Origin of the sequence: Nonomuraea coxensis DSM 45129 (assembly GCF_019397265.1) — a bacterium.
GTDB lineage: Bacteria > Actinomycetota > Actinomycetes > Streptosporangiales > Streptosporangiaceae > Nonomuraea > Nonomuraea coxensis.
The window spans coordinates 3,610,188-3,625,128 of the sequence record NZ_CP068985.1 but is presented as its reverse complement, the minus strand read 5'-3'; the positions used below and the strand labels follow the sequence as shown (position 1 = coordinate 3,625,128).

Here is a 14,941-nt window from a genome sequence, read left to right as displayed (position 1 = left end):
GCCGCGCTCAGCCTCCCGCCGGTTTGTGGGCCATGGTGAAGTACAGCAGCACGCGCCCCAGGGTCTCCTTCCAGGTCGGCACCAGCTCCTCCCCCGACTGCCCGTTCATGGCGTCGTAGGAGGGGCCGTAGCCGATGGACCCGCCGGCCAGGCGGCTGAGGAAATACTGCACGTCGGCGTTGCCGCTCACCTTCCTGGCCAGCGGCGCGGCGGCGTCGAACACCCCGTAGAAGGCGACCGAGGCGGCGAACTCCTTCAGCGCCTGCCTGGCGTTGTCCTCCAGCGAGCCGGGGTCCTCGCCGCGCGCCGCCTTCACGCCCGCGACCACGGCCACGTCGCCGACGGCGAAGAAGGCGCTGCCGATCGAGTATTCCGTCAGCTTGGCCGCCACGATCCGCGCGACGGAGTGTTCGAGCAGCCGGGCCAGCATGCCCGCCTGGGCGCGGCGCATGAGGAACTGGGTGATCTGGTACGCCGCGCCCGCCTGCCAGGGGAAGGTGCTGATGAAGACGAAGCTGGCGAAGTTGGCCAGGGCCAGCGTCCAGTACGTGTGCCTGGCCGCCTCGATCGCGTCGGCGTACCCGGCGCAGGCCTCGCTGTTGTCCCTGCAGCGGCGGGCGAGCCTGGCGGCGTAGCCGTCCTCGGGGTCGGGCGGGTAGAGGCCGGCGGTGACGGCCTCGCGGAACTCGGGCACGCCGCCGCCCTCGTTGTGGCGCCACACCGACGCCGCGGCGCCGTACGTGCGGGCGGGGCTGCGCTCGACGCGCTCGGCCAGCCGCGCCCAGACGGCCGCGGCCTGGCGGGCCTTGTCCGGGTCGCCCTCGGGATAGTCGACCGCCAGCATCTGGAAGACGAAGGCGGCGATGCCGAGGGTTCCGGCGCCGTAGATGCCGGCGCGGCCTGGGCTGATCATCGTGACCGCCTCCGTTCGCGGCCGGCGGGTCTGCCGTCGTCCTCCCGCAGCGCCTGCTCCAGGGGCGTGCCGGCGAGGAACGGCGTCACCAGGCCGGCGGCCCGCTCCCCCGCCGCGCGCGCCGCCCGCGCCGACGCCCGCAGGATCGCCTCGGCGAGCCGGTCGGAGCCGAGCCGCATGGCGCGCGGGTCGATGACGAGCCCGGCGAGCGCGCCGTCCTGCGTCACCTCGACGACGACCCGGCCGTCCGCCGCCTCACCCCGTCCCCTCACCTCGGCGAGCCGGTCGCGCAGCCCTTCCAGCGCCGCGACGTCACGCTGGTAGTCCGCCAGCAGCCTGCCGAGTTCGGTATCGTCTGGCTCCTTGGTCATGATCTCCACCCTATACACGTATAAGACGGTAGGTATTACATAATTTTGCGATCCGGGTAGCGTGGCCCCATGGTCATCGTCGTGACCGGCGCCACCCGCGGCATCGGCCGCGGGCTCGCCGACGAGTTCGCCGCCCGCGGCCACCAGGTCGTCACCTGCGGCACCACCGGCGGCGACGTGGTCGCCGACGTCACCGACCGCGACCAGGTGCGACGGGTCTGGGACACCGCCGTGGACCGGCACGGCCGGGTCGACATGTGGATCAACAACGCGGGCGTCACCCACTCCAGGCTCCCGCTCTGGGAGCTGCCCGCCGGCGAGGCCCGGCACGTGCTCGACGTCAACCTCAACGGCGTCGTCAACGGCTGCGCGGTCGCCGTCCAGGGCATGGCCGCCCAGGGGCACGGTCACGTGTGGAACATGGAGGGCCTCGGCAGCGACGGCCGGGTCGTGCCGGGGTTGTCCGTCTACGGCGCGAGCAAGCGGGCGCTGACCTACCTCACCAAGGCGCTGGCCAAGGAGGTCCCCCCTGGGGTGTCGGCCGGGCTGCTGAGCCCCGGCATGGTGGTCACCGACCTGCTCATGCGCGACGCCGGACCGGCGCCGAGCCGGGCGTTGCTGCTGCTCGCCGACCGGGTGGAGACGGTGACCCCGTGGCTGGCCGAGCAGGCGGTCGCGCGGGCCCGCAACGGCGCGCACGTACGGTGGCTGACCACCCGCAAGGTCCTCACCCGCTTCGCCCTGGCCCCGTTCGCCAACAGGGACGTGCTCTCCTGAGCCTCCTGCCCCCAGAAGGCACCGGCCGGAACGGCCGGGCTCACGCCGGCGAGGTCGCGCCGGCGTGAGCCCGGGTGTTCACTCGGTGGTGCTCAGCGGAGGTCGAAGGCGCGCAGCGCGGTCTGCTTGACGCGGTTGCCGGCCGCGTCCCACGCCTCCACCTTCAGGCTGACCGCGCCCTTCGTCGCCCGGAACGCCGGGTAGGTGGCCGAGGCGGTGTAGCGGCCGTCCCGTCCCTTCCTGAGGTCGGCGGGCCGCCAGGTGGCGCCGTCGTCGGTGCTGGTCCACAGGCGCACGCCCGCGATGGCCGGCGTCCTGCCGCCCGACGGCCCGTGGTACGCCTCCAGCTCGAACGTGTGCCGCCGGCCCGCCGCGACCGTGTTCCGCTCCGACAGGGTGCCGCCGAGGTCGTAGCTGACGTACACCGCGGGAACGGTGCGGCACTGCTCCACCGCCCCGTCGATCCACCAGGCGTAGCAGGTGAGCCCCGGCTGCGCCTGGTCCTTGCCGGACGGGGCGGTGAACGTCCACTCGATGTCCTGGAGGTCGTTCTTCGCCGTCAGCCGGTAGGTGCCCTCGCCCTCGGGCAGCGGGTAGCGCGGCAGCTTCATGAACGGGTCGACGGGCGTGTTCGGGATCTCCTTCCCGTCGCGGTAGAGGTGCAGGTCGTAGCGGGGCTGGATGTCGCCGAAGACGACGCCGTCGTCGCGCTGCTCCCCGACCCCGTTGACCATGGACGGCGTCACCCACAGGTTGCCGTCGTGCACGCAGATCGCGCACGGCATCCCGATGAGGGCCGTCATCGGCGGGGCGTCCCGGTCGCCGAGCCGGTACAGGTTCTCGCCCGACGTCGCGGCGCCCGGCACGCTCGGCGTGGCGAACCACTGCTGCGTCGTGCTGCCCGGCCGGTCGAAGACCTGGGTGCGGAAGCGGCTCTCCTCGACGTCCTGGACGGGGTCAGGGGTGATGAGCGCGGACAGGCCCGCCTGGTTCACGACCTTGGGGTCGAGCGGCCAGATCCACTGCGGCCTGCGGTCGGGCGCCGGGTAGGACCAGTGCAGCATGTTCGAGGCGGTCGAGGTGTAGGAGACGTCGTCGGGCCGCCACGCGCTGCGCCAGTTCATGTAGTTCGTGTACGGCCCCGCGTGCACGTCGAGGTCCACCCGGTGCATCTGGCGCTCGGTGACCTTGTAGCGCATCGAGCCGGGGACGCGGCCGTCCGCGTACGGCTTGAACACGTACGAGTACGGCGTGTTCGGCGTGCCCACCACGTCGATCGTGACCTGGCCGCGCCGGACCGCCTCACGGACCTTCGTGCCCTCGGCGTTCGAGACGTAGGCGACGGGGATGCCGACCGGCTTCCCCGGCCCGGTGTTCGGCTTCTGGGAGATGCCCAGCGGGATCGGGCACCTGCCGCGCTCCTCGTTGAAGACCAGGACGCCGGCCGCGCCCGCGTCCCTGACGGCGGAGGTCCGCTCGACCTGCAGGCCGCACTCGGGCCCGAACACGCCCTCGGCCAGCTCGGCGTCGATCAGGACGAGCGCGTCGCGCACGTCCTTGCCCGCGAGGTCCTCGGGACGGCCCTTGCCCGCGTCCACGACCCGCAGGCTCCTGCTCGGGAACGGCACCCAGCCGGGGTGCAGCTCCCCCCGGTCGAGGATGTGCACCCGGGAGACCGGGTGCAGCGCCACCGGCTTCGGCGTGCGCATCGTCATGCTGACCTCGGGAACGCCGAGCTCCCACTGGCCGGTGAGGCGGAAGCCGCCCTTGGTGACCCGCTTGGTCGGCAGCGCCCAGGCCTTCTCCCACGAGCCGATCGGGCGGTTGACCGGCAGGGCGCCGCCGTGGACGTCGCCGTTCGGCAGGGTCCGCTGGAAGAACAGGTCGTAGCCGTTGTTGAGCGGCTGCGCGGTCTTCGGCGCGTCGAACGAGATCTCGGTGGCCTTGCGGGCGTCGAGGGTGATCTCGGTGTCGCCGGTGACGGTCAGCTCCGGCTCGAACAGCCAGGCACGGTTCGTCCGGTCGTCGCCGTCCACCCAGTCGAGCACCTGGACCACGCTGACGGTGCCGGCGGGCACCCGGGTGACGACCACGCCGGTGTCGTGGATGCTGTACGGGCCGAGCTCGCCCTTCGTGCCGTCCACGTCCACGACGCTCATGGCGGTCGGGGTGCGCGGCTTGCCGTCCCGGTCGAGGGTGCGGATGGTGAGGTCCACCTTGGGGACGTCGCGCACCGCGCCGAGCGGCGTGGTGAGCCGTACGTCGCCGCCGGCCTCGGCGGTCACGGCGCCGCTGTAGGTGCCGAGGGCCAGCCCGGACGGGTCCAGGGTGACGGCCGTGCCTGCGGTGCCGCCCGCCGGGACGGTCAGCGTCGACTCGGCGAGGCTCACCTTCGCGCCGCCGCTCATCGCCGCCTTCAGCGTGAGCGTGACGGGCTCCTTGCCCAGGTTGGCGTAGGTGACCTTGCCGGTCCGCGGCTCGCCGGACTCCTCCTCCAGCAGGCCGAAGTCGACGCCGCCGCCGGTGGCGAAGACCTGCTGGCGGGTGGCCCGCTCCAGGTCCACGCGGCCCGCGCCCTGCTCGTGGACGGTGAAGCCGTCGTCCTTGGCCGTGGACATCAGGGCGGACTTGAGCTGCTGGGCCGTCCAGTCGGGGTGCTGCTGCGCCATGATCGCCACGGCGCCGGCCACGTGCGGCGTGGCCATGGAGGTGCCGGAGGCGGCGGTGTAGTGGTCGTCCACGGGGCTGCCCATGGAGGTGCCCGACGCGCGGGCCGCCACGATGTCCACGCCCGGCGCGGCGATGTCCGGCTTGAGCGCGCCGTCGCCGACCCGAGGCCCGCGGCTGGAGAAGCCGGCGAGCTGGTCGCTCTTGTCCACGGCGGCCACGGTCAGCGCCGCGTCGGCCGCGCCGGGGGTGCTCACGGTCTCCTTGCCGCCGAGGTTGCCCGCGGCGATCACGAACAGGGCGCCGGTCTCGGCGGTCAGGTCGTTCACGGCCTGGCTGAGCGGGTCGGTGCCGTCGGTGGGCGGGCCGCCGAGGCTCATGCTGACGGCCTTGGCGCCGCTGCGCGCGGCCCACTCCATGCCCTCGATGATCCACGACTCCAGGCCGGAGCCGCTGTCGTCGAGCACCTTGCCGACGACCAGCTTCGCGCCGGGCGCGACGCCCTTGTTCCTGCCGCCTGAGGCCGCGCCGGTGCCGGCGATGGTCGAGGCGACGTGCGTGCCGTGCCCCTGGCCGTCCTGGACGGCCTGGTCGGGGACGAACGACCTGCTGTCGGCGATCTTGCCGGCCAGGTCGGGGTGGGCGAGGTCCGCGCCGGTGTCCAGGACGGCGACGGTCACGCCGGTGCCGTCGTGGCCGCGTTCCCATGCCTGGGGCGCGCCGATCTGCGGGACGCTCACGTCGAGGTCGGCCTTGACCTTGGCGTCCAGCCAGATCTTGGCGATGCCGCCGCGCAGGCTCTTCGCCGTGCCCTGCTGGGCGCGTACGGACTCCCAGAACGTGCCGGCCTCGCCCTTGGCGACGTCGAGGGCGGCGGCGTGGATGCTCTCCAGCGTACGGGTGGGCTTGCCGGCGGGGATGGCCGCGGCCGAGCGCTTGACCTCGGCCTCAGGCTGTCCGCCCGGGTACTGCACAATGACCGGGAGCCGCCCGGTCGCGTCGTCGGCGTAGCCGTTCTCGGCCAGGTACTTGACGTCGAACAGGCGCCTGTCCAGCAGGCCGGCCGCGATGGCGGGGACGGCGTCGTCCGGGAGCACGTAGACGCCGTCCGGGGTGAACTGGGTGAACAGGTTGATCCGGCCGCCGCCCCGGCGGGTGCCGGGGTCGGGCTCCACGCGGTACTTGCCCGGGACGGTCTGGGTGAGCTGGACCTTGTCTCCGGTGATCAGCGTGACGACCAGGCGGCGGGCGCGCACGCCGGTCAGGGGGGCGGTCTGCGCCTCGTTCCCCGCGCCCTCGGCGGCGGTGGGGGCGGGGGCCGGGGCCGGTGTGGCCGTCGTGGCGGCGGGTGCGGGGGTCGCGGGCGACAGGACCGTCAGCACGGTGACGGCGGTCAGCAGCGCGCCTGCGCGGCGCGCTAACGGGGGGCGGGGCAGCGCCATGAAGGGCCTTTCTGAGGGGGGCTTCGCGTTGGGGGGGCGATCGGCGCGGCGGACGCGGTCCACCGGGCGGCGGTTCAGACGGGCTCGAACCCTTCGGGCAACCCCACCGGCGGGACCGGGCCCGCGGAGGTCGGACCGGCGGGTATCGGGTCCGCGGGGGTCAGGTCGGCAGGGGTCCGGTCCACGGGGTTCCGGTCGGCGGGGGTCCGGCCCGCGCGAAGTGGGTCCGCGGGGGGTGGGTCCTCGGGTGGGTCGTCGGGGCCGGGCTCGCCGCCGGGGTACTGCCGGGCCGGCTCCGGCGCTGCGGGGGTTTCGGACACGGGGAAAGTGTCGCGGCGGCGGCACGGAATGGGGAATGGGGTGCCCCATGGGGAAAAATCCCCATTCGCGAAACAACGTGAACCGGGCCGGCCCTGGGGACGGAGTCCTTCCGTGGGCGTCAGTCGGCGGGGAGGAGCCGGGCGAGCTCCGTCCGCGACCGCGCCCCGACCTTGCGCATCGCCGCGCTCACGTGCTTGTCCACCGTCTTCGGCGACAGGAACAGCTCCCGCGCGATCTCCTGGTTCGTCAGCCCCTCCGCCGCCAGCCGGGCCACCTGCTCCTGACGGGCCGACAGCACGTGGTCGTCCCCGCCGCGCGCCGCCGGGACCGGCGCGGGCCGGACCCCCCACCGGCGGCCCAGCCCGGCCGCGCGGTCCAGGTCCCAGCGCGCGCCGAGTTCCCCGTACAGGGTGACGGCCCGGCCGAGCCGGGTGGCGGCGGTGGGATCGTCCAGGGCGAACAGGCAGGCGGCGGCCTGCTCGTGCGCCTGCGCGGCCTCGTAACGGGCCGGGACCGCCTCGAAGGCGTCCGCCGCCGCGGCGAACCCGGCGGCGGCCTCCGCCCACCGCTCCCCGGCGGCGGCGAGCAGGCCGCGGGCGTACCCGAGGGAAGGCCCGGCCAGCGGGGCGTCGAGCCCGGCGAGGTGGGCGGCGTACCGGGCGACCGTGTCCGCCGCGTCCCCGGCCCGGCCCGCCGCGAGCAGCGCCTGGGTGAGCGCGGGCAGCGTGCGGACGGCCACGGGCCACAGGCGGGCCGCCTCCCAGTGGACGGCCGCCTCGGCCGCCGCCGCGAGCGCCGCCTCAGGCTCGCCCCGCAGCGCGGCCAGGCGCAGCAGCACGGCCAGGGGCAGGACGAGATCGTCGAACTGCCCCCGCGTCTGGGCCATGGCGACCGCGTCGAGCAGCAACGGCGGCGCCGCCTCCGGCCGCCCCTGGAGCGCGGCCAGGCAGGCGCCCAGCCCGTCCACGATGATCCGCTCGTGCGGCTCGTCGCCGAAGTGCTCGCGCAGCTCCTCCAGCCGCGCCGCGAGGCCGTCCCACGACCCTTCGAGGTAGTCGGCCACGGCGATGATCACCACGCACCGCAGTTCGAGGCGTCCGCGCAGGTCGGGCTCCGCGCCGTCCTCGATCGCGGTCGTCACCAGGCGGCGGCCGGCGCGGTGGTGGCCGGAGAAGAGGGCGGCCCCGCCGATGGAGCGGTAGGCGTTCACCTCGCGGCGCAGCAGCCTGCGCCCGCCGGTCTCGCGCAGCAGGTCCTCGGCCAGCCCGGCCCAGCGCGGATCGCCGATCACCACGAAGATCATCGCGATCTTGCCGAGGACCAGCATCCGCATGGCGGGGTCGTCCACGGCGGGCAGCGTGGCGAGCGCGCGTTCCAGCCAGGCCATGGCCTCGTCGAGCGGCACGGGGCTCGGCGGGCGCCCCACGCCGACCATGGCCCAGGCGGCGAGGCCGGGGCGGCCCGGCTCTCCCGGCCGGGCGGTCAGGTCCTCGGCGGCGGCGGCGAAGGCTTCCCCGATGCTGGCCTCGTCGGTCCGGGTGCGTTCCAGGTGCAGCGCGAGCAGCAGGCGGAGCGTGCCGCGGATGGGGCGGGGCACGTCCCGCTGCTCCAGGGCGGCGGTGATGAGGGCGGCGACGGGCGGGGGCCGCAGCAGCTCCAGCGCGGCCCAGCCGAGCCTGACCGTCAGCTCCGCCCGGCGGGGCGCCGGCGGGTCGGTCTCGCTCAGCACGTCCGTCAGCAGGCGCGCGGCCTCGGCGTCGTCGCCCAGCCGGGCCGCCTGCTCGGCGGCCTCGACGGCGGCGTCGGCCCACTGCCCGGTGCGGCCGGCGTGCCGCAGGTGGTGCGCCAGCCGTCCCAGCGGCACGGGACGCAGCCCGCGTACGGCGTCCGCCGCCTCGGCGTGCAGCGCCCGGCGGCGACCGGCCGGGATCGCGTCGTGGACCGCCTGCGCCGCCAGCACGTGCCGGAACCCGATCAGGCCGCCGGCGTCCGTGAGCAGCCCGGAGCCGAGCACCTCGTCGATCGCCCCGGCCTCGCCGGGGGCCAGCAGGTCGATGGGCACCGGCGTCTGCAGCACGGCGGCCCGCTCGGCCACCTCCTTGGCGCCCGAGGACAGCCGGGCGACGCGTTCCTGCACCGAGGCGCGTACCCCGCTCGGCACGTCCAGCTCGTCGAGGGCGCGCCGCGCCCAGCCGCCCTTCCACCTGATCAGCGTGCCGCGGACGCGCAGCAGCGCCATCAGCTCCTGGACGGCGAGCGGCAGCCCGGACGCCCGCGCGCACAGGTGCTCGGCGAACTCGGCCGTCACCTCCTCGGCGCCGAGGATGGCCGAGGCCATCACCCGGGTCTGGGCGGCGTCGAGCGGCGGCAGCACCAGGTGCTCGCGGCGGATCACGTCGGGGAGGCGGGCGGTGATGGCGCGCACCGCGGCCGGCGCCTCCTCCCCCCGGTACGTCAGGACCACCCGGAGCGCGCCGGCCGGCGTTCCCGGCAGCACGGACATCAGGTAGGTCAGGAACTCGACCGTCTGGTCGTCGGCCCAGTGCAGGTCCTCCACGACCAGGACGGCGGGGCCGAGCGCCGTCAGAACTTCGGCGAGCCCGCGGAAGACCCGGTGCCGCTCGGCCGCCCGGTCGTCCAGCGGGTGCGGCGCGGCCGGCAGCACCTCGGCGAGCTCGGGCAGCAGCTCGCGCAGGGCTCCGGCGACCGGCGACAGGGCGGCCTCGCCGAGGTCGGCGGCGCGGCCGCGCAGCGCCTCCACCATCGGCCCCAGCGGGAACGGCTCCCTGATCTGCAGGCAGCCCCCGCGGAGGACCCGCCGGCCTGCCACGGCGGGGCCGTTCAGCAGCTCGGCGACGAGCCGCGACTTCCCGATGCCGGCCTCCCCCTCGACCACGGCCACGGCGGGCCCGGGAGGCGCGAGGGCCGTGCCGGGTGTGGCGGCGATCAGCTCGGCGAGCCGGGCGAGCTCTCGCTCCCGCCCCACGAGTATCGGGGACACCACCGGCCCATCGTGCATTCGGTCATTCAACTGCACCCCGAGTCATCCAGCAATGTCACCCCCGGTGCCGAACGACCAGCCGGCGGACGAGGCCACCATGCGGACGAGGTCCGCGCCGTCCGGGCCGGTCGAAGGTCTCACGGTGTCCTCGGCTGCCGGACCGCCACGGCGCCTCTCCCCCGGGGAGCTTCGCCCTTGTAGGGTCGCGTTCGTGACGATCGGCAGCTCCCTGTGGTCCTTCGCGCTCGTCGTCGGGGTGCTCACCCTCACCCCGGGCCTCGACACCGCGCTGATCCTGCGGACCGCGGCCCTCGGGCGGCGCCGGGGCGCGTGGGGCGTGGTCCTGGGCATCCAGGCGGGCACGCTGGCGTGGGGCGCGCTCACCTCGCTCGGCGTGACGGCCCTGCTCACCGCCTCGCACCTCGCGTACGAGGCGCTGCGCTGGGCGGGGGCGGCGTACCTGGTGTGGATGGGCGCCCGGATGCTGATCGGCACGTTCCGGCGGGACGCGGCCGACCACACGGAGGACACCGTGGAGGACACCGTGGAGGACACGGTGGAGGACACGGTGGCCCGCGGTTTCCGGCGGGGGCTGACGACGAACCTGCTCAACCCGAAGGTCGGCGCGTTCTACGTCGCCGTGCTGCCGCAGTTCATCCCGGCGGGCGCGAACCACCTGGCGATGGGGGTGCTGCTCGCCTCGGTGCACGTCGCGCTCGGGCTGGTCTGGTCCACGGCGCTGGTGGCCTTCGCGCGGGGCCTGGGGAACCGGCTCCGTACGGCCCGCGCCAGGCGGCTGCTGGACCGAAGCGCCGGCACGGTGATCGCCGCCTTCGGCGTCCGGCTCGCGCTGGGCGACTGACCGCGGCCCGGGGCGCCCTTGACCGGCCGCGGGACGTGAGCGATAGTCACGTCATCCGGCCGGACCATCGAGGATGGTGAGGACAACGTGCGAGCTCTGCGTCATGTGACCGCCCGTCTCTTCGGCAAGACCCGCGTCAGCGGCAAGTACATCTACTGGCCCTACCGTTACGGCAAGTAAGAGATCCCGCCCTTGGACGCGGCACGCCCGCCAGGGCCGCGCGGCCACTGGCTCCTGGGCAACGTCGCCGACTACGAACGGGACCGCGTCTCGTTCCTGCGCCGCGGCCATCGGGAGCACGGCGACGTGCTCTCCTTCGACGACCGGATCGTCTTCACCGTCGACCCACGGCTCGCCCACCAGGTGCTGAAGGCCACCAACCGCGACTACGTCACGGAGCCGGCGCCGTTCGCGGGAGGGGCGGTGCCGCGTGAGGCGGGCGAGGAGATCCGGCCGTGGATGCGGGCGCGCCGCGTCCTCCGGCCCGCGCTGACCGGCGACGCCGCCGCGTGCCTCGACGCCCGGACCGTGGCGATCCTGGACGACGTGCTCGACGGGACGGCGGGACGGTCCGCCGACGTGCTGCCGCTCATGCTCGGCTTCACCGGGCGGGCCGTGGCCGAGCTGTGCCTGGGACCGGACGCGGCGGGCGTGCCGGGGCTGCTCGCCGAGGTGTACGCGGCGCTGCTGCCGTTCGAGAACGCCGGCTACCAGCTTCCGCCCTGGCTGCCGTCGGCGCGCAGGCGCCGGTTCGTCCGCGTCCACCGCCGGGTCGCCGGCGTGCTGGCCGGGCTGGTCGCCGCCCGGCGCGGCACGGCCGCGGGGTCCCCGCCCGACCTGCTGGACGTCCTGCTCGCGGCGCGGCCCGCGATGGGCGACGGCGAGGTGGTCTCCACGCTGTGGAGCGTGCTGATCGGCGGGCACGGCGTCCCGGCCGCGGCGCTCACGTCCCTGGTACGCGACCTGGCGCTCCACCCGGCCCTCGCCACCGCCCTCGCCGCCGAAGCCGGGGCGCCGCGTGGGGCGGGGCCACGGAGCGGGGCCGGGGCGCTGCGTGGGGGCGGGGTGGTGCGGGCGCTTCTTCCGGTGGCCGAGGCGGTCGTCAAGGAGACGTTGCGGCTGACTCCCCCGGCGTGGACGATGAGCCGGATCGCCTGTGTCCCCGTCGCCCTCGGCCCGTGGCGGTTGCGGCCGGGTGACGAGGTGCTGTCCACGCCGTACCTGATCCACCGCGATCCGCGCTGGTGGCCGCGGGCGGAGGAGTTCGACCCGTCCCGGTGGCGCGACGCCCGCCCGGCCGCCGGCACGTACCTGCCGTTCGGCGCCGGGCCCCGCTACTGCCTCGGGTCTGTGGTGGCGCTGCGCCAGCTCACCCTCGCCGCCTCCCGCATCGCGCAGCGTTTCGACGTGCACGCGCCGGCCGCCGCCTCCGCCGAGCCCGCCTTCTGCGGGCGTCTCGCCCCGGCGGGCCTGCGCGCGGAGTTCCGCCCCCGCGCGCACGCGGCCCGGTGAGTCACCAGCCGATCTCGTCGCAGCCGGTGTGGTCGTGCGGCTCCACCTGCAACGTGGCGTGGGCGACGCCGTGACGCCGGCGGAGCAGGTCGCGGGCCTGGTCGAGCACCGCGTGGTGGTCGTTCTGGTCGGCCGTGACGAGGTGGGCGGTGGCGACGTTCATGCCGGAGGTGAGCGTCCACAGGTGCAGGTCGTGGACGTCGCGCACGCCCTCGATGGCGGCGAGGTCGGCGGCGACGGCGGCGGCGTCGAGCCCTTCGGGCACGTGCTGCCCGAGCACGGCGAAGACCTCGCGGCCGAGCGAGAAGGCGCGCACCGCGACGAAGACGCCGATGGCCAGGGCGACCAGCGTGTCCCAGAACACCTGGCCGGTCGCGGCGATGAGCCAGCCGGCGACGATGACGCCGACGGAGCCGGCGGTGTCGGCGACCACCTCCAGGTAGGCGCCCTTGACGTTGAGGCTCTCGCGCGCGCCGGAGCGCAGCAGGGCCAGCGCGACCAGGTTGACCGCCAGGCCGATCCCGCCGACGACGAGCATCGGCCCGGAGGAGACCTCGGCGGGGCCGCCGATGCGGCCGATCGCCTCGGCGACCACGTAGACCGCGACGCCCAGCATGAGCACGACGGCCAGCAGCGAGGCGAACACCTCGGCCCGGTAGGAGCCGTAGCTGCGCCGGCCGGTGGTGTCGGGGCGGGTGGCGATGCGGGTGGCGACCAGGGCCGCGCCGAGCGTGACCACGTCGGCGGCCATGTGCCCGGCGTCCGACATGAGGGCCAGCGAGCCGGAGAGCAGCCCGTAGACCAGCTCGACCACGAAGAAGCAGCTGATCAGGGCGAACGCGAGCGCCAGCCGCCAGCGGTGCCGCCCGGCCGCGTGCCCGTGGCCGTGTCCCGCGCCCATCACCGGTCTCCCGAGCGTTCGGGGTGGATGGCGTCGGTGTGCTCGGTGTGGGCGAGCGCCAGGTCGAGCAGCAGCCGTACGTGCGGGTCGGCCAGCCGGTAGTAGGCCATCCGGCCGGAGCGGCGGGCGGCGACGATGCGGTGGGCGCGCAGCAGCCGCAGGGCGTGGGAGACGGCGGACTCGCTCTGCCCGGTGACGGCGGCGAGGTCGCACACGCACAGCTCGCCCTCCAGGAGGGCGACGAGCAGCTTCAGCCGGTTCGTGTCCGACAGCAGGCCGAAGACGTCGGCCGTGTCGGCGAGGTCGTCGGCGGGCGGCATCCGCTCGTGGACCGCGGCGATGCGGTCGGCGTCGACGACCTTGACCGCGCAGCCGTCCACGGCCGACACGCTCACGTCTGAAGAGTTGTTCATATGTCCATTGTGTCGTCGGGACGGACGCTGTCAACACCTCCCAAAAGGGGTCAACTTTCGTTTGACGGAACGATGGTCTACTCTTCGGAACGTGTCCGCAGCCACCCCTGACGATCCGGCCGCCGAGACCCGGCTCGTCGGGGCCGACCGCGTGCTCGCGGTGCTCGCCGAGCTGGCCCGCCACCCCGACGGCATCGGGCTGGAGGAGATGGCGAGAGCCGTGACGAGCCCGAAGCCGACCGTGCACCGCGCGCTGGCCGCGCTGCGCAGGGCCGGGTTCGCCGCGCAGCACGGCCACGGCCGCTACGTGCTGGGCGACGAGTTCCTGCGGATGGCCTTCGCGCACCACGAGGCGCGGCCCGACCACGTCCGCGTCGCGCCGACGCTCAAGGCGCTCTGCGACCGGCACGGCGAGACCGTGCACTACGCGGTGCTCGACGGCGTCTCGATCGTCTACCGGGCCAAGCTGGACCCCCCGGCGGGGGCGGTCCGGCTGGCGTCCGTCGTGGGCGGCCGCAACCCTGCGCACTGCACCGCGGCCGGCAAGGTGCTGCTCGCCCACGCCCTGCCCGACGAGGACGCGGTCCGCGCCTGGGTGGGCGGCAGGACGCTGGAACGCCGCACCGAGCGCTCGATCGGCACGGCGGGCGAGCTGCACGCCGAGCTGGCCCGCGTCCGCGAGCAGGGCTACGCGGCCGACGACCAGGAGAACGAGCCGGGCGTCAACTGTGTCGCGGTCCCCGCCTACCTGACCTCGCCCACCGTCCCCAGCGGCGCGATCAGCGTCAGCGGCCTGGCCTACCGCACCCCGCTGCGCGCGCTGGTCGACGACCTGCCCGCCATCCGCGCCATCGTGTTCAGAGAGAGGCACCCGTGTACCTGATGCGCATCGGCGCTCCCGGCGCCGAGAGGCCCGTCGTCCGCGTGGACGAGCGGCACTACGTCGACGTCTCCGACGTCACCCCCGACTTCGACGAGCGGTTCTTCGCCGCGGGCGGCCCCGCCCTGCTCGCCGGGCCGGTCGCGGCCGGGGAGCGGCGCGCGTTCGCCGGTGAGCGGATCGGCGCGCCGATCGCCCGCCCGCACCAGATCCTGTGCATCGGGCTCAACTACAGCGACCACGCCGCCGAGACCGGCCAGGCGGTGCCCGCCGAGCCGATCCTGTTCACCAAGTCGCCGAACACGCTGGTCGGCCCGTACGACGACGTGCGCATCCCGCGCGGCTCCACCAAGACCGACTGGGAGGTGGAGCTGGGCATCGTCGTCGGCCGGCGCACCTCCTACCTGAATTCTCCGGAGGAGGCGAAGGACGCGATCGCCGGCTACTGCGTGGTCAACGACGTCAGCGAGCGGGCGTTCCAGATGGAGCGCGGCGGGCAGTGGAGCAAGGGCAAGTCCGCCGAGACCTTCAACCCTGCCGGGCCGTGGCTGGTCACCCCCGACGAGCTCGCCGACGTCAGGAACCTCGGCATGTGGCTCGACGTCAACGGGACGCGCCGGCAGACCGGCACCACCAAGACCATGATCTTCGACCCGTACGTCATCGTGCACCACCTGAGCCAGTTCATGGTGCTGGAGCCGGGCGACCTGATCAACACCGGCACCCCGCCGGGCGTCGGCATGGGCCACGACCCGCAGATCTGGCTCCAGCCCGGCGACGTGATGGAGCTCGGCATCGAAGGACTCGGCAGCCAGCGCCAGAACGTCGTCGGGCCACGGTAGCGCCCGGCCCCCGCACCATCGGCACGTCCCCAGTGAAGA

At 74.7% G+C, this 14,941-nt stretch carries 11 protein-coding genes; 5 read left to right on the top strand and 6 right to left on the bottom strand.

From position 1 onward, the window contains the following. Positions 1-7 precede the first annotated feature (7 nt). Positions 8-913 (bottom strand): WXG100-like domain-containing protein, encoded by a 906-nt coding sequence (locus Nocox_RS16920; protein ID WP_020547805.1) that lies wholly within the window; start codon positions 911-913, stop codon positions 8-10. Continuing rightward, the gene (locus tag Nocox_RS16915) at positions 910-1,284 is read right to left on the bottom strand and encodes a YbaB/EbfC family nucleoid-associated protein (protein ID WP_020547806.1); all 375 of its coding nucleotides are present in this window, start codon (positions 1,282-1,284) and stop codon (positions 910-912) included. Before Nocox_RS16915 ends, Nocox_RS16920 begins: the two co-directional genes overlap by 4 nt. Before the next feature lie 69 nt (positions 1,285-1,353). Here Nocox_RS16915 and Nocox_RS16910 point away from each other — a divergent pair, with 69 nt between their 5' ends. Beyond that, positions 1,354-2,061: an SDR family oxidoreductase gene (locus tag Nocox_RS16910; protein WP_020547807.1), complete on the top strand. Its 708-nt coding sequence runs from the start codon at positions 1,354-1,356 to the stop codon at positions 2,059-2,061. 92 nt (positions 2,062-2,153) lie between these two features. Here the strand turns inward: Nocox_RS16910 and Nocox_RS16905 are convergent, their stop codons facing one another. Beyond that, positions 2,154-6,170, bottom strand: a complete 4,017-nt coding sequence (locus tag Nocox_RS16905; protein ID WP_020547808.1) for a S8 family serine peptidase — start codon at positions 6,168-6,170, stop codon at positions 2,154-2,156. Positions 6,171-6,609: 439 nt separating this feature from the next. Continuing rightward, positions 6,610-9,495, bottom strand: coding sequence for a helix-turn-helix transcriptional regulator (locus Nocox_RS16900; protein WP_246649802.1), 2,886 nt, complete (start codon positions 9,493-9,495; stop codon positions 6,610-6,612). A 208-nt stretch (positions 9,496-9,703) separates the two neighbouring features. Between Nocox_RS16900 and Nocox_RS16895 the strand changes: the two genes are divergently transcribed. Then, positions 9,704-10,354, top strand: coding sequence for a LysE family translocator (locus Nocox_RS16895; protein ID WP_020547810.1), 651 nt, complete (start codon positions 9,704-9,706; stop codon positions 10,352-10,354). 192 nt (positions 10,355-10,546) lie between these two features. Continuing rightward, positions 10,547-11,866, top strand: coding sequence for a cytochrome P450 (locus Nocox_RS16890; RefSeq protein WP_020547812.1), 1,320 nt, complete (start codon positions 10,547-10,549; stop codon positions 11,864-11,866). Between the two features lies 1 nt (position 11,867). Here Nocox_RS16890 and Nocox_RS16885 read toward each other — a convergent pair whose 3' ends face one another. Beyond that, a complete protein-coding gene (locus Nocox_RS16885) occupies positions 11,868-12,767 on the bottom strand; it encodes a cation diffusion facilitator family transporter (RefSeq protein WP_020547813.1) in 900 nt (299 codons plus the stop codon). Beyond that, on the bottom strand, positions 12,767-13,180 hold the full coding sequence (locus tag Nocox_RS16880) for an ArsR/SmtB family transcription factor (RefSeq protein ID WP_033411577.1): 414 nt from the start codon (positions 13,178-13,180) through the stop codon (positions 12,767-12,769). Before Nocox_RS16880 ends, Nocox_RS16885 begins: the two co-directional genes overlap by 1 nt. Before the next feature lie 91 nt (positions 13,181-13,271). Here Nocox_RS16880 and Nocox_RS16875 point away from each other — a divergent pair, with 91 nt between their 5' ends. Together Nocox_RS16875 and Nocox_RS16870 are read left to right on the top strand one after the other, a co-directional pair. Continuing rightward, positions 13,272-14,063: an IclR family transcriptional regulator gene (locus tag Nocox_RS16875; RefSeq protein WP_020547815.1), complete on the top strand. Its 792-nt coding sequence runs from the start codon at positions 13,272-13,274 to the stop codon at positions 14,061-14,063. Continuing rightward, positions 14,054-14,902 (top strand): fumarylacetoacetate hydrolase family protein, encoded by an 849-nt coding sequence (locus Nocox_RS16870; RefSeq protein ID WP_020547816.1) that lies wholly within the window; start codon positions 14,054-14,056, stop codon positions 14,900-14,902. The genes Nocox_RS16875 and Nocox_RS16870 overlap by 10 nt, the downstream gene beginning before the upstream one ends. The last annotated feature ends 39 nt before the right edge of the window (positions 14,903-14,941 follow it).

Excerpts from the sequence above, each read along its gene's own strand:
- Nocox_RS16885 (WP_020547813.1), bottom strand. The coding sequence starts at position 12,767 with ATGGGCGCGGGACACGGCCACGGGCACGCGGCCGGGCGGCACCGCTGG.
- Nocox_RS16920 (WP_020547805.1), bottom strand. The coding sequence starts at position 913 with ATGATCAGCCCAGGCCGCGCCGGCATCTACGGCGCCGGAACCCTCGGC.
- Nocox_RS16905 (WP_020547808.1), bottom strand. The coding sequence starts at position 6,170 with ATGGCGCTGCCCCGCCCCCCGTTAGCGCGCCGCGCAGGCGCGCTGCTG.
- Nocox_RS16910 (WP_020547807.1), top strand. The coding sequence starts at position 1,354 with ATGGTCATCGTCGTGACCGGCGCCACCCGCGGCATCGGCCGCGGGCTC.
- Nocox_RS16915 (WP_020547806.1), bottom strand. The coding sequence starts at position 1,284 with ATGACCAAGGAGCCAGACGATACCGAACTCGGCAGGCTGCTGGCGGAC.
- Nocox_RS16880 (WP_033411577.1), bottom strand. The coding sequence starts at position 13,180 with ATGAACAACTCTTCAGACGTGAGCGTGTCGGCCGTGGACGGCTGCGCG.